Here is a 13,969-nt window from a genome sequence, read left to right as displayed (position 1 = left end):
CGTTATCGTTGTTTTCACCGTGGGTGACGGTTGAACCCCCTATTTTTACGGCTTGGGGCGGTGAAGTCTACTTTGAATGGCATTGGGCGGCAGAGAACCCCCTTGCCCGAGTCATGGTGGCGGGGAAATATCACCCTGATCAGGCACCGGGTCGGTTGTGGTGCTAGCAGTTCGGCGATGCTTCCGGTATGTTCTGCGCCAACTAATCCCGGCCACCCGGTGGCCGCAAGACATAATGAGCCAGGACCCCGCAGGCAGGTCGGGCAGGTAGTGATTTCATGAGAGCAAGTGAGCTAGACCCCGCTCAATTCGAGGATATGCGCCCCTATCGGGACGATGAAGTGCGCGCTGTACTGGACAGATTGATCGCCGATCCGGAGATGTCACACACCGTTGCGCACTTTCTCGTTCCCAAACTGGCGCGGCTGGAAGGCCCGCTGGCCTGGCTGGTGCGCCAGTTTCTGCGCTTTGAGTTGCGCAACGTGAAGGATGTGCGCGGCGTGCAGGAAATCGTCGAGAAGTACATCGATAAAATCGTCAACCGCACCACTGCCGGTCTGAGCATTTCCGGGCTGGACAGACTTCCCCGCAATCGCGCCTGTTTGTTTGTGAGTAACCACCGGGATATCGCCATGGACCCCGCGTTCGCCATAGTGGCCATGTTCAAAGAAGGACACCAAACCTCCCGTATTGCGATTGGTGACAACCTGCTGACCAAGCAGTTTGCGACGGACATTATGAAGCTCAATAAGTGCTTCACGGTACAGCGCAGCTCGGGCAGTCGTCGCCAGAAACTGGCGGCGGCGACCAAGCTGTCCAACTATATCTATCACTCCATCGTCAATGACAACGAACACGTGTGGATTGCCCAGCGCGCCGGGCGCGCCAAGGACGGATTGGACCGCACCAACCCGGCGCTTGCGGCCATGTTTGCGATGACCAAGGATCGGGACACCCCATTCGCCGATTTCTGGAGAAAGTTGCATATCGTGCCGCTGTCGATTTCCTATGAGTGGGACCCCTGTGATGGCCAGAAGGCGAAAGAACTCTATATTACAGAGCATAAAGACGAGTACAGAAAGGCCAAAAACGAGGATCTGACATCTATTGCCAAAGGGGTTGTCGGTCACAAAGGGCATGTACACACAGCCTTCGGCACTCCGATCGAGGGGGATTTTCACGATGTGAACAGCCTGGCCGAGGAGATCGACCGGCAGATCGTGGGCAATTACATCCTTCACCCCACCAATCTGATTGCCTACGAGCTTATTTACGGCTCGGTAGCGGGACTGCCGGTAGGCTATCCTTCCAAACCCTGGGAACCGCAGGCGCATACAGGGATGCGGGAGGCGTTCGAGGCGCGTATGCGGAAGATCGACGAGCGCTGGCGCGACAAGGCAATTCAAGCCTATGCGAATCCGGTGGTTTCGCGCCTCGCCTTTGAGTGACAGTTGGTGGGGTAGGGCGGTTAGTGGATAATAGCGCTCCCTGCCCAATCATTAGCGAATAGATACCATTCCCTGTGCTTAGCGATACACTCAAAAGCGCGATTCAAGGGGCCTACAGCCAGTTTCTGTGCGGCCGTGGGCACAGGCCCCGTTACGGGCAGAAGCTGATGGTGGCGGCCATCGCCCGCACGCTCGGCGGTATTATCCAAAATACCAGTGGCGAACGGGACAGAGAAAAAACCGATGGCGAGCATATTTGTGTGGTGGAGGCCGGCACCGGCACCGGCAAGACGGTGTCCTACCTGCTTGCGGCTATCCCCCTGGCCCAGGCCCGGCAGAAAACCCTGGTGGTCTCCACGGCGACGGTGGCGCTGCAGGAGCAGATTATTGACAAGGATCTGCCGGAGGTTGCACGCCACAGCGGGCTCAATTTCGAATTTACCCTGGCCAAGGGGCGCAGTCGCTACCTGTGTCTGTCCAAGCTGGACCAGCTGCTCTCCAGTTTTTCCGCTGCTGGCTCCGGCCTTTCCCTGGGGCTCTACGAGGATGAGTTGCCAGGGGTAGCTGCGCAGAGTGTTGCACTCTACCAGCAGATGACCGATAGCCTGGCCGCTGGCAGTTGGGATGGGGATCGTGACAACTGGCCGGATTCGATTGAAACTGAGGACTGGAACCGGGTCACTACGGATCACCGCCAGTGCAGCGGCCGCCGCTGCCCCCATGTGACCAATTGCAGCTTTTTCCGCGCGCGGGAGAGCCTGGGCAAGACCCAGGTGATTGTCGCCAACCACGACCTGCTGCTGGCGGATCTGGCCCTCGGCGGCGGCGCAATACTGCCGCCGCCGGAAGAGACGATTTATGTGCTCGACGAGGCCCACCACCTGCCGGACAAGGCCCTCGACCACTTCTCCCACCACAGCCGCTTGGGTGCCTCCATCGGTTGGCTGGATCAGACCAACAAGGTGCTCGGGCAAATGCTCGGTGAGATTGGCGATGGCACCGAACTGGATCGCTGTGGCGAACAGCTGCCGGCGGTGCTGGCGTCCGCCAAGCAGGGGCTGGAGTTGATGTGGCCTCTGGTCGAGGAGTTGTGTGTGTCCGAAGACGTGCGGGAGAATCCTGTTCGCTACCGCTTCAAGGACGGCGTGGTGCCCGATGCCATGATGCAACTGGCGGAAAAGTTGCGCGAGGACTTTGACGAATTGGAGAGCCTGCTCAACAAGATGTCGCAGGTTGTCCAGCGGATGCTGGAAGATGCCCACTCGCCGGTGCCGGTGGTGGATTTGGAGCGCTGGTACCCACAACTGGGCAGCTGGCACGGGCGCGCTGAGGTCAACCTGTTGCTATGGGCCAACTACGCGCGCGCCGATACCGATGGCACGCTGCCGCGGGCGCGCTGGATAACCCCGCTGGATTGGGGGGGCTCGACGGATTATGAAGTGTGCAGCTCGCCGATTCTGGCCGCAAAGGCCCTTGAGCAGAGCCTGTGGCAGCGCTGTTACGGGGCGGTGCTCACCTCCGCCACGCTCACGGCACTGGGTAGATTCGATCGCTTGCGCCTGCGCGCCGGCACTCCGGAGAATGCCAGTTATCAGGTGGTACCGAGCCCCTTCGATTTCTCCCGCGCCAACTTGCGGGTGCCCGCCCGCGCGGTGGATGCGGGCAATGCGGATCTGCACACCGGTGCGGTGATTGAGATACTTCCCGAGTTGCTCAAGGGTGCCGGTGGCGCACTGGTGTTGTTTTCCTCGCGCCGGCAAATGGAAACCGTCAGTGAAGCGCTACCGGGTAACTGGTGCAGCCGCATCCTGATGCAGGGACAGAAGTCCCGCCGGCAACTGTTGAACGCCCACCGCGAGGTCATCGATGGCGGTGGTAGCAGTGTGCTGTTTGGCCTTGCCAGTTTCGCCGAGGGTCTCGACCTGCCTGGAGATTACTGTCGCCATGTGATTATTGCCAAGCTTCCCTTTGCGGTACCCGACGATCCGATAGAGGCGGCTCTGGCGGAGTGGATCGAAGCCAAGGGGGGCAATGCATTTCTGCAGATTACAGTACCGGATGCGGCCCTGAAACTGGTACAGGCCTGTGGTCGCCTGCTGCGTGCCGAGGGGGATAGCGGTACCGTGACCCTGCTGGACCGGCGCATTGTGACCAAGCGTTACGGCCAGGCGATCCTCGATTCCCTGCCACCGTTTACCCGCAACATTGAATAACATTTTCTTGTCCGCTATTGCCGGTAGATGTTCACCCGGTATTCCAACAGCGGTGGTTTGGAGATCCAGGCGCTATGCAACCAATTTATTCCGACATTGCCAGTCAATTGTTGCTGTTGGAAGCCGAGCTTCGCCGATTGGGACAGTGGCAGGTGGAATCCCCCCCGGCCGAGGCGCTGACCAGTAGTGAGCCCTTCTGTGTGGATACTCTCACTTTGCCGCAATGGTTGCAGTTTGTCTTTTTGCCCCGAATGCAATTGTTGATCAAACAGGAGATGCCGCTGCCCCGGCAATGCGGTATCGCCCCTATTGCGGAGGAATTTTTCCGTGGCAATAGCGATGCTGCGACCCTGGTGGGCATTCTGGATTCCATCGATCGGCGTCTGCAACGCAGCTGAGGGGTTATCGATGTGGTGCCATCGCGGGTACCACTTTTACCAGCAGCGCCCTGTGGCTCTGTTCAGGTAGGGTGCGGGGGATCGGGTGTATGTCACACTGCGACCCTTGGGTGGACCGGCTTCAGGAACATCCCTGTTCACTGGCGCCGCTCATAGGCTAATATCCATCTTTTGCCCGGCACGCACGGAACATTCCCCCGCTTGCCATATCGGATATTGTGGGCATGCCGCCCGTTGGGTTGGAATGCCGACAGGGCTGGAGGTAATTGTTAGGTATGCAGAAATCTTCCCTTCTGTGGTTGATGTTGGCGGTCTCGCTGCTGGCGGGCTGTAAATCACTGATGTATCCAGAGCAGGAGCCGCAGAGCGCTCCAGCGGCACAATCGGTGCTTGAGATTGTGCCCTGTTCCGAGCCTGTACCTATGATTTGTGCAGAGCCGGAAGCCAAGGTTGTTGAAAAGATCATCGAACGAAGTGTTGAAAAAATAGTCGAAGTGCCCGTTGCCAGGGACAAGTTGGTGCTTGGAACGGTGGAACATGTCTCTGTGGAGCCCTCCGGACTGGTGGTTGAATCTATCGTCGATTCAGGATCATCGACCTCCACCCTGCGTGCTAAGGCTCTGACCCGCTTCGAGCGCGATGGCCGGGACTGGGTCAGAATTCAACTGATGCCTCCACAAGGGGATGGGGAAACAGAGCCCGGTGTGGTTGAGCTGCCCATCAAGCGCTATATCCGTGCGATGCGCATTGGTTTTCCCAGTCAGCGACGCCCGGTGGTGGAGATGCACCTGACTGTCGGAGATGTCACCCACATGGTAGAGGTTAGCCTGACGGACGAAGGTGGCACGGATACGTTGATGCTGCTGGGACGCAATTTCCTCAAAGATGCCGCGGTGGTCGATGTGAGCCGCCGCTATGTCCAGGGTCAGCCCCGAATATCCGGGGGCAAGTAGGCCACTAAGACAGTGAGGTTCCGATTGGAGCCATAGAGTTATGGGGAATGGCGAATGTCGCCGCGGGTCCAGGTTTATATTATTGCGGTATTGCTCGCGCTGATCGGCGCTGGCCTGACCGCTTACAAGCACTTTGAATTGGGTTTTCCACTGTTGCCGGGAGAATACCGCACCGTCTGGACTATCGAGGCGAAAGTGGGTTTCGTGGCGGAAGGCGGTCCGGTCAAAGCGGCACTGACATTGCCGCGCGAGCAGCGCAATATGGAAATACTGGGGGAAACCTTCAGTTCTTCCGGGTTCGGTTTCTATATCGCCCGGGAAAACGACGACTACCGGGCTCTCTGGTCTCGGCGCTTGGCGGAGGGCTCCCAGTCCCTGTTTTACCAGCTCGATGTTTACCAGAGGCCCGGGGCCCCCTTGGCGCAGCCCCTGGATCTCAGCACACAAGTGCAGAAGCCGTTTCTGGGTGCACGCGAGCAGGAAGCGGTACGCCTGGCGATTTATGCCCTGGTGGAGCAGGCCCGCGAACACTCTTCCGATGTGGAATCCTTTACTACCCAGCTGTTGATAGAACTCAACAACAAGGACAACCAGGATCGCAACCTGATTTTCCGCCATTATGCCGACAGCTCTCTGGTGGACGTGGCCCTGTTGATACTGGCCACCGCGGATATTCCCGCCCACCGAATCCGCGGCCTCTACCTGGAAGATGATCGCCGGCGCCTGGCACCTGAGGATTTGCTTGAAGCAAATGACGGCAAGCGCTGGATTGTCTTTGAGCCCACCACTGGCATGCCCGGTGTACCGGAGAATTTCTTCATTTGGCAGCGCGGGGGTAAAAGCCTGCTGGACTTGGAGGGCGGACACAATTCCCAGGTGACCTTTTCAGTGATTGCCAACGATGTACCCGCGCGGGATGTCTCCATGCGCAGCACCAGCCGGGATGGGGAAGCCCTGGTGGACTTTTCTATCTACAGCCTGCCCATCGAGCAGCAGAGTATCTTCAAATTGATCCTACTGGTACCGGTGGGCGCCTTGGTTGTGGTACTGCTGCGGGTGTTTGTCGGGCTGCGCACATCCGGTACTTTCATGCCGGTGCTGCTGGCGATAGCTTTTATTGAAACCCAACTGCTGACGGGCCTTGCGATCTTTACCCTGATTCTAATCCTGGGGTTGTGGGTGCGCTTTTATCTCAGCCGACTCAACCTGCTATTGGTGTCGAGGATCGCCGCTGTAGTAGTCACAGTGGTGATTATTATGGCTGCTATCAGTGTTATCAGTTACAAACTGGGTATTGAGCAGGCGTTGACGGTGACCTTCTTCCCGATGATTATCCTCGCCTGGACCATTGAACGCATGTCCATCGTATGGGAAGAGGACGGTCCCTACGAGGTGGTTGTGCAAGCGGGTGGCAGTTTGCTGGTGGCGATTCTGGCCTGGTGGGTTATGACCAACCGCTATGTGGAGCACTGGACCTTTAATTTCCCCGAACTGCTGCTGTTACTCCTGGCTTTGATTCTGGTTGTGGGGAACTACACCGGCTACCGGTTCAGTGAATTGATGCGTTTCCGGCCTTTGGTCAAGTGAGGAGGGTTGCATGCGTCAATTCACTTTTAGACACCTCTTCAATAAGGTCCGCGGTGGTGTGGTTTCCCCGATAACCTTGCGCGATATGGGTATTCTCGGCATGAATGCGCGCAATATTCATTATATTGCGCGCTATAATGACCGCAGGAAATTTCCTACTGTAGACGATAAGCTCAACACCAAGCGCGCAGCCGGGCACGCCGGTATTCCCGTGCCGGAATTGATCAGGGCCTTTGAAGCGCCAGCCAGCCGCAAGCGGGTGATGGCAGTGATTGAGCCCCTGTGGCAGTTTGTGGTCAAGCCGGCACGAGGATCAGGGGGCAAGGGCATTCTGGTTATTGCCGGTCGCAATGGCGATAGATACCGGAAAACTTCCGGTGTGGAAATCGAGGTGCTGGATATATTGCGGCACGTCAACAATATCCACAGTGGGCTTTACAGTCTCGGCGGCAAGCCGGATCGGGTGATGATAGAAGCCCTGGTGGATTTCGACCCCATTTTCCAGAACTATTCCTTTGAAGGCGTGCCGGATATCCGCGTGATTGTGTTTCGCGGTTTTCCGGTGATGGCCATGTTGCGCTGTTCCACCCATGCCTCGGACGGAAAGGCCAATCTGCATCAGGGGGCAGTGGGGGTGGGCATTGATCTGGCCACAGGCAAGAGCAGCCACGCGGTGCAGCGAGGCCTGCGTATTCATCGGCACCCGGATACAGAGTTTCCTTTCGACCAACTCCAAGTGCCCGGTTGGCGTGACCTCTTGCACCTCGCAGCAAGCTGCTATGAGATGACCGGCCTCGGCTACCTGGGGTGCGACATTGTACTGGACCGCGAGCGCGGCCCGCTTTTGCTGGAAGCCAATGCCCGCCCGGGTCTGGCAATTCAGGTGGCTAATGGCGTGGGCCTGCGCAGGCATTTGCACTGTATCGAGGGTCTGGCCCCGGAAAAGCTCGGCATGCGAGTCGGTGAAAGGGTGAACTTTTCCATGCGTACATTTGCCGCTGACCAATGATTGAAGCTGTATTTGCCGGGCATACGACCGAGTTGTGGGAATTCTGCATTGGGTCAGTCGCTGTGGTACCGTTTTCCAGTGCACTCAGAAACTTTCGGTTGGTTACCACCGGGCCCGACGGAAAGGGCTGCACCATTATGATTCAAGCGACGGCCAGATCGGTCTTCAGTGACCTGCCGGGTCGCCTCCCAGGGTATACCGACATCATCGTCCGGAATGGCTTTTGTACTGTCGAAGTGTTCGCGATCGGAGGCTGATAGCCCCTGCATTCCCACTGTCACAAATCAGGCCGGCGCTCCCCGCGGGTTTATGTATTGTCAATGGTACTTTCGTTTGCTGAAACCCCCACAAGTGCGTCTCCTGAAAAGATGGCACAGGGCTTGCATTTCCTTGCGTGTGGGTACATGGCCCACTTCCGGGAAGGCCTCTTGGGGCGGCGGCGAACTGCCACACCGGGACTTCCCTTTCTCTCATCATCGCTGATTACAGCCCCGCTTTGCGGGGCTTTTTTACTTTTTTTTGACTTAAAGCATAACATTTTTAAATTCAGGCAAATTTTTGGAATATATAGAGGTATTTTTCCGGTATAAATGGATCATTGTTTCGCTGCCGTTTATAAGTGGTTAAATTCTATCAACAAGCGAATTAAACAAGTCGAGCTCCGTGTGTCAGAGTCACCAGTACCAGATCAACCCCGCCCTCCATTCCTGTTAGCCACGCCGGATGAGCTGCATTTGCTCGAAGGCGACCAGCTCACACGGCAGACAACCTATTTGCAGGGTCTGTTACTGGGTGCGCAGCACGGACTGTGGGAGTGGCATCCGAAATCCGGAGCCCTGCGCGCTCAAGGGGAAATCTGGTTGCTGTTTGCCGAGACCGAGGGGCAGGCGCTGAACAAACTGTGGACGGGAGAAGAGTTGCCCCTGGTATACACTGAGGAGCGTGACCGGGTTCGCGCGGTGTGTCAGCGGGCCGCCGGTGATGAGGGCTGTTTTGATATCATTTTTCGCGCCTATGAGAACGCGGGCCAGTTGCGCTGGTTGCGCTTTTTGGGGCGGACAGTCGCTGTGGATGATGGTGCGGAAAGAATTGTCTTTGGTTGTTGTGCCGACGTGAGCGCGATCGTATCCCGGCGCACTCCGTACAGTCTGTCTGGTGCGCAACCACTGCAGGCGTTTTCCGGGGTCGGTGACGGTTTGTGGGAGTGGGATTTAAACGCGGATGAAATGGTCCTGGATGATGCCTGTTGGGCAATCCTCGGCTACGAAACCAGCCCTATTCGGCGTATTGACCGCTCGGCTGCAGCACAGTGGAAGGCCAGAATTCTCTCCGAGGATTTCTCCAGGGTAGAGCAGGCCATGTCTGAGCATGTGCGCGGGCGATTTCCTCTGGATGTGGAATTCCGCTTATGGCGCTCTGATGGCAGTATTGTCTGGGTCCGGTGCCGCGGTAAGGTCCAGTTGAATAACTGTGGTCAGCCGACGCGTGTGTTGGGGACTCTCCAGGATGTGAGTGGCAGCCGTGAAACCCTATGCCGGGTAGAACGGGAGCTGCAACAGCAGCGTGCGGAAAATGTGCGCCGCTCGGATCTTCTATTCAGCTTGAGCCATGAGTTGCGCACACCGCTCAATGCGATCCTCGGATACAGCCGAATGGTGGAGCTGGATGCGAGCCTCAATTCAGACCAGCGTCAGCGCCTGGGGGAAATCCGTCGCGCCGGTCAGCATCTGTTGCACCTGGTTGGCGATGTGCTGGAACTGGCCCGTATCGACAGTCGGCGACTCGGGCCGTCGATGGAATCGATACGCCCCGCGGAGCTGGTGGCCGATTGCAAGCGCTTGCTCGAACCTCTGGCAGAGACCCGCCGCGTCAGCCTGATTTTTGAGCCACTGGGCTGGGAGTCTGCCTATATCTGTGCCGATCCCGTGCGCTATAAACAGGTAGTGCTGAACCTGGTCGGCAATGCGGTGAAGTACAACCGCGACAATGGACGGGTCATCATCAGTTTTGCTCCCCAGGCCGAGGGCTGGTTGCGCCTGAGTATTCTCGATACCGGTAAAGGCATTTCGCCGGAACGGCGCGATGAGGTATTTGAGCCTTTTAACCGGCTGGGGGAAGAGAAAGGACATATAGAGGGCACCGGAGTGGGCTTGGCAATCGCCAAGCGACTGACAGAGGCCATGGGCGGGCGGATCGATTTCGACAGTCAGGAGGGGCAGGGGTCCGTTTTCTGGATCGAATTTCCTATGATCGATGCCCCGGATACCCTGATGTCTCTGCCGGCGCAGCCGGAGATACCACTCCAGTTGCCGGCTGGCCGGTTATTACTGGTGGACAACCGGCCAGAAGCGGCGAGCAGGCTGAAAGAAATGCTGAAGGAAACTCCGCAAATCCAATGCCTCATCGCCACAGACGGGGTTGAAGCTATCTTTATGGCGCGCACCCTCAATCCCGATGTGTTGTTGTTTCACAATGCGGTGCCAGGCATGTCCGCTTCCGATCTGGTGCGCATTCTGGAAGAGGATAGTTCAACCAGGGCAACCCGCTTTGTGCTGGTAGGGGGCGATCTGTCCGGGGGGAGCTATCCCGCCCTGCCAGAGCAGTTTGACTTTGTGCAGCTATCCAAGGTGCTGGCGAATCGGCTGATGAGACCGGGGCAGCCAGTTGCATAGGCAAGTGTCCCGGCACCGGGGCCGAGGGGGGAGAAGGCACCGCCGGAGGCCAACCGGGCGATTGTCCGCACCGGCCTGGTAGAAGCGGATCAGCGCACACCGCCCAAGTGTCTGCCTACGATTTGCACCAGGGGCTTGAACACTTTTGGTGTGGCGCAGACCAGATGCCCGGAGTCCAGGTAATCCTCACCACCACGGAAATCACTGATCAGGCCACCCGCCTCTTTGACCAGCAGGGAGCCCGCGGCAATATCCCAGGTGTTCAGATACATTTCCCAAAAGCCGTCGAAGCGGCCGGCGGCCACGTAGGCGAGGTCCAGTGCGGCAGCGCCCGGGCGGCGGATACCGGCAGTCTGCCCGGCAATTTCTTTCAAAGCCGACAGATAGGTGTCGATACTCTCCAGGGCCGGACCACTGAAGGGCAGGCCGGTGCCAATCAGCGCACCGCGCATACCCTGGCGCGCCGATACGCGGATGCGACGTCCGTTCAGGGCGGCACCGCGACCGCGGCTGGCGGTGAACTCCTCACGTTTGATAGGGTCCAGCACCACCGCGTGCTCAATGCGACCGCGGTAACGGCAGGCAATAGAGACGGCGAACTGGGGTACACCATGAATAAAGTTGGTCGTGCCGTCGAGGGGGTCGATGATCCATTCATAATCGGGCTCAGCGCCCTCCTGCAGGCCACACTCTTCGGCGCGGATGCTGTGCTTGGGATAAGCCTTGCGCAGATGATAGATAATCTCCTGCTCACTGGCCCTGTCCACTTCAGTGACGAAATCGTTGCGCGCCTTCTCTTCGAATTGCACCAGGTCACCGCGCTCCCAGGCCCGTTCGATTAATTCTCCGGCTTTGCGCGCGGCGCGCAGAGCAATATTCAGCATGGGTTCCATAACGATTCTGCACCGAGTGGTTGAAGGAGTTAAAAAGCGGGCTGCAGGTTGACCGCAGCGGACAGGATTGTAGGGATTCTCGCTCGTTTTTGCTACACTCGCGCGCCCATCACAGCGAGTCAATACGTTCGATCATGGCCAAGCCCGCCCGAGACACAACACCGCTCCATACACTGGAGAATGTGCGCACAGTGTTGGTTAACAGCGCACATCCTGGCAATATCGGCGGCGCCGCGCGCGCGCTGAAAAATATGGGCTTGAAGCAGCTCTATCTGGTCGCACCGCGCGAGTTTCCGGCAGCCAACGCCATATGGCGCGCAGCCGGGGCGGCAGAGATGCTCGACAGCGCGGTGGTGGTGGACACGCTTGAGGAAGCGGTAGCGGATTGCGGCCTGGTGGTCGCCACCAGTGCCCGCGAGCGGCGCATCCCCTGGCCTCTGTTGACACCGCGCCAGTGCGGCGCGCGCGCGATAGCGGAGGCGGCGAGCCACCCCGTGGCGATCGTGTTTGGTCGCGAGGACCGGGGTTTGACCAATGAGGAGCTACAGGCCTGTAATTTCCATGTACATATCCCGGCCAATCCGCACTATAGCTCTTTGAATCTGGCCACTGCGGTGCAGGTGCTGGCCTATGAGATTCGCATCGCTGCGCTGGAAGCGGAAAAGGGCGAGCCGCTGCGTTACGGGGACTGGGATCGCCCACCGGCGAAGGCCAGCGATATGGCACTGTATTTCGAACATCTGCAGCAGTCCCTGGGTGAATTGGGTTTTATCGATCCCGATAACCCCCGTCAGACCATGACCCGCTTGCGTAGACTATTCAGCCGCGTACGCCCGGACGATATGGAACTGGGCATCCTGCGTGGCATGTTGACCGCAATCCAGAACCACATCCACCGCAGCGGTGGAAAGGGACGGCCCGACTAGGTCAATACCTGAGTTGAGCAAGGGGTTATATACTTGACCAGGGCACTTGGTTATTACATACTCTCGCCCCGATTGGCAAAGAACTGCACCTCAGTTGGGAGCTGATATGCGTTTGACCACCAAAGGCCGCTACGCGGTCACCGCCATGCTGGATCTGGCCTTGCACGCCGAGCGCGGACCGATCAGTCTGGCGGATATTTCCAAGCGCCAGGGTATTTCCCTCTCTTATCTGGAACAGTTGTTTTCCCGCCTGCGTCAATCCGGGCTGGTCTCCAGTGTACGTGGACCCGGTGGCGGTTACCGCCTGGCCCGTGGCGGTGAAGAGATTTTTGTGGCACAGATTATCGATGCTGTGAATGAATCCGTAGACGCTACCAGTTGTGGCGGCAATGCGGACTGCGCCAATGGCGAGCAGTGCCTGACCCATTACCTCTGGTCCGATTTAAGCGAGCAGATTCACGGCTTCCTGAGCGGCATCAGCCTCGCGGATCTGGTCTCTCGTGCAGAGGTGCAGGAAGTGGCGCGCCGCCAGGATATGCGCGAAGTACCGGAAGAGCGCATCGCCGTAGTCGGCGGGCTGTAAGTGCCCGGTTGGAGCCGGGTCGGGATATGAGAGATTTATTGAGCGGAAACAGTATGACTATGAAGCTTCCCATCTATCTGGATTATGCAGCGACCTGTCCGGTGGACCCCCGCGTCGCCGCTAAAATGGCACAGCAGCTGACGATGGAAGGCAACTTCGGGAACCCGGCTTCCCGTTCCCACCTCTTCGGCTGGAAGGCGGAGGAAGCGGTGGAAGATGCCCGCCGCCAGGTGGCGGAGCTGATCAACGCGGATCCGCGCGAGATCGTCTGGACCAGCGGCGCCACAGAGTCCGACAACCTGGCCATTAAAGGCGCAGCGCATTTCTACCAGGGTCGTGGCAGACACATTATCACCTCAAAGATCGAGCACAAGGCGGTATTGGATACCTGTCGCCAGCTGGAGCGTGAAGGCTTTGAGGTGACCTACCTGAATCCGCGCGAGGACGGCATCGTCGACCCGGAGCAGGTAGCAAAAACGCTGCGTGAGGACACTATTCTGGTGAGCCTGATGCACGTCAATAACGAGATTGGTGTGATCAACGATATTACTGCGATTGGTGAGTTGTGCCGCTCGCGCAAGGTAATTTTTCATGTGGATGCTGCGCAGAGTGCCGGCAAGTTGCCCATCGACCTGCAGGAAATGAAGGTCGACCTGATGTCTTTCTCCGCCCACAAGATCTATGGCCCCAAGGGGATTGGCGCCCTGTATGTGCGTCGCAAACCCCGTGTGCGTCTGGAAGCGCAGATACACGGCGGCGGCCACGAGCGCGGTATGCGCTCCGGTACCCTGCCCACACACCAGATTGTCGGGATGGGAGAAGCTTTTCGTATCGCCAGGGCGGAAATGGCGCAAGAGAGTGCGCGCCTAACGGCCCTGCGCAACCGATTCTGGGATCAGATCAAGGATATGGAAGAAGTCCACATCAACGGCTCCCCCGTACAGCGTGTGCCGGGCAACCTGAATGTCAGTTTTGCGTTTGTGGAAGGGGAAAGCCTGATCATGTCCCTGCGCGACCTGGCGATTTCCTCCGGTTCCGCCTGTACCTCCGCCAGCCTGGAGCCCAGCTATGTACTGAGGGCACTGGGTGTCAATGATGAAATGGCGCACAGCTCACTGCGTTTCAGCTTCGGCCGGTTTACCAGCCAGCAGGACGTGGATACTGCTGTCGCCGAGGTGCGCAAGGCCGTAGAGAAACTGCGTGAACTGTCCCCTTTATGGGATATGTACAAAGATGGTGTAGACCTGAATACGATTGAATGGGCCGCTCACTAAGCGTGTGCAAGAG

The 13,969-nt window shown here is 58.2% G+C and carries 11 protein-coding genes; 10 read left to right on the top strand and 1 reads right to left on the bottom strand.

Features of this window, described 5'->3' with window-relative positions; genetic code table 11:
• Nucleotides 1-278: 278 nt before the first annotated feature.
• The 7 genes from M8T91_RS12600 to M8T91_RS12570 all read left to right on the top strand — a co-directional run bounded on the left by M8T91_RS12600 (nt 279) and on the right by M8T91_RS12570 (nt 10,280).
• A complete protein-coding gene (locus M8T91_RS12600) occupies nt 279-1,448 on the top strand; it encodes a 1-acyl-sn-glycerol-3-phosphate acyltransferase (RefSeq protein ID WP_301414514.1) in 1,170 nt (389 codons plus the stop codon).
• A 74-nt stretch (nt 1,449-1,522) separates the two neighbouring features.
• Nucleotides 1,523-3,661 carry an ATP-dependent DNA helicase DinG gene (gene dinG, locus M8T91_RS12595; protein WP_301414513.1) on the top strand — a complete coding sequence of 713 codons (2,139 nt, stop codon included), beginning with the start codon at nt 1,523-1,525 and terminating at the stop codon, nt 3,659-3,661.
• Nucleotides 3,662-3,735: 74 nt separating this feature from the next.
• Nucleotides 3,736-4,059: a YqcC family protein gene (locus tag M8T91_RS12590; RefSeq protein WP_301414512.1), complete on the top strand. Its 324-nt coding sequence runs from the start codon at nt 3,736-3,738 to the stop codon at nt 4,057-4,059.
• A gap of 275 nt (nt 4,060-4,334) precedes the next feature.
• Complete coding sequence (locus tag M8T91_RS12585) at nt 4,335-5,012, top strand: ATP-dependent zinc protease family protein (protein WP_301414511.1); 678 nt, start codon at nt 4,335-4,337, stop codon at nt 5,010-5,012.
• Nucleotides 5,013-5,066: 54 nt separating this feature from the next.
• On the top strand, nt 5,067-6,599 hold the full coding sequence (locus M8T91_RS12580; protein WP_301414510.1) for an inactive transglutaminase family protein: 1,533 nt from the start codon (nt 5,067-5,069) through the stop codon (nt 6,597-6,599).
• A 10-nt stretch (nt 6,600-6,609) separates the two neighbouring features.
• The gene (locus M8T91_RS12575) at nt 6,610-7,608 is read left to right on the top strand and encodes an alpha-L-glutamate ligase-like protein (RefSeq protein WP_301414509.1); all 999 of its coding nucleotides are present in this window, start codon (nt 6,610-6,612) and stop codon (nt 7,606-7,608) included.
• A gap of 665 nt (nt 7,609-8,273) precedes the next feature.
• Nucleotides 8,274-10,280 carry an ATP-binding response regulator gene (locus tag M8T91_RS12570; protein ID WP_301414508.1) on the top strand — a complete coding sequence of 669 codons (2,007 nt, stop codon included), beginning with the start codon at nt 8,274-8,276 and terminating at the stop codon, nt 10,278-10,280.
• Between the two features lie 89 nt (nt 10,281-10,369).
• On the opposite strand, the gene M8T91_RS12565 is transcribed toward M8T91_RS12570, so the two are convergent.
• A complete protein-coding gene (locus M8T91_RS12565; RefSeq protein ID WP_301414507.1) occupies nt 10,370-11,173 on the bottom strand; it encodes an inositol monophosphatase family protein in 804 nt (267 codons plus the stop codon).
• A 134-nt stretch (nt 11,174-11,307) separates the two neighbouring features.
• Between M8T91_RS12565 and trmJ the strand changes: the two genes are divergently transcribed.
• From trmJ to M8T91_RS12550, 3 genes are all read left to right on the top strand, one after another.
• Nucleotides 11,308-12,099 (top strand): tRNA (cytosine(32)/uridine(32)-2'-O)-methyltransferase TrmJ, encoded by a 792-nt coding sequence (gene trmJ, locus M8T91_RS12560; protein WP_301414506.1) that lies wholly within the window; start codon nt 11,308-11,310, stop codon nt 12,097-12,099.
• Between the two features lie 106 nt (nt 12,100-12,205).
• Complete coding sequence (iscR, locus tag M8T91_RS12555) at nt 12,206-12,682, top strand: Fe-S cluster assembly transcriptional regulator IscR (protein WP_301414505.1); 477 nt, start codon at nt 12,206-12,208, stop codon at nt 12,680-12,682.
• A 59-nt stretch (nt 12,683-12,741) separates the two neighbouring features.
• On the top strand, nt 12,742-13,956 hold the full coding sequence (locus tag M8T91_RS12550; RefSeq protein ID WP_301419089.1) for an IscS subfamily cysteine desulfurase: 1,215 nt from the start codon (nt 12,742-12,744) through the stop codon (nt 13,954-13,956).
• The last annotated feature ends 13 nt before the right edge of the window (nt 13,957-13,969 follow it).

The organism is Microbulbifer sp. MI-G (genome assembly GCF_030440425.1).
Lineage (GTDB): Bacteria > Pseudomonadota > Gammaproteobacteria > Pseudomonadales > Cellvibrionaceae > Microbulbifer > Microbulbifer spongiae.
This window is presented reverse-complemented; position numbering and strand designations above follow the sequence as displayed.

Bases quoted from the DNA above. Each gene is read 5' to 3' on its own strand.
- M8T91_RS12585 (WP_301414511.1), top strand. From the start codon at position 4,335: ATGCAGAAATCTTCCCTTCTGTGGTTGATGTTGGCGGTCTCGCTGCTG.
- trmJ (WP_301414506.1), top strand. From the start codon at position 11,308: ATGGCCAAGCCCGCCCGAGACACAACACCGCTCCATACACTGGAGAAT.
- M8T91_RS12575 (WP_301414509.1), top strand. From the start codon at position 6,610: ATGCGTCAATTCACTTTTAGACACCTCTTCAATAAGGTCCGCGGTGGT.
- iscR (WP_301414505.1), top strand. From the start codon at position 12,206: ATGCGTTTGACCACCAAAGGCCGCTACGCGGTCACCGCCATGCTGGAT.
- M8T91_RS12550 (WP_301419089.1), top strand. From the start codon at position 12,742: ATGAAGCTTCCCATCTATCTGGATTATGCAGCGACCTGTCCGGTGGAC.
- M8T91_RS12580 (WP_301414510.1), top strand. From the start codon at position 5,067: ATGTCGCCGCGGGTCCAGGTTTATATTATTGCGGTATTGCTCGCGCTG.
- M8T91_RS12590 (WP_301414512.1), top strand. From the start codon at position 3,736: ATGCAACCAATTTATTCCGACATTGCCAGTCAATTGTTGCTGTTGGAA.
- M8T91_RS12565 (WP_301414507.1), bottom strand. From the start codon at position 11,173: ATGGAACCCATGCTGAATATTGCTCTGCGCGCCGCGCGCAAAGCCGGA.
- M8T91_RS12600 (WP_301414514.1), top strand. From the start codon at position 279: ATGAGAGCAAGTGAGCTAGACCCCGCTCAATTCGAGGATATGCGCCCC.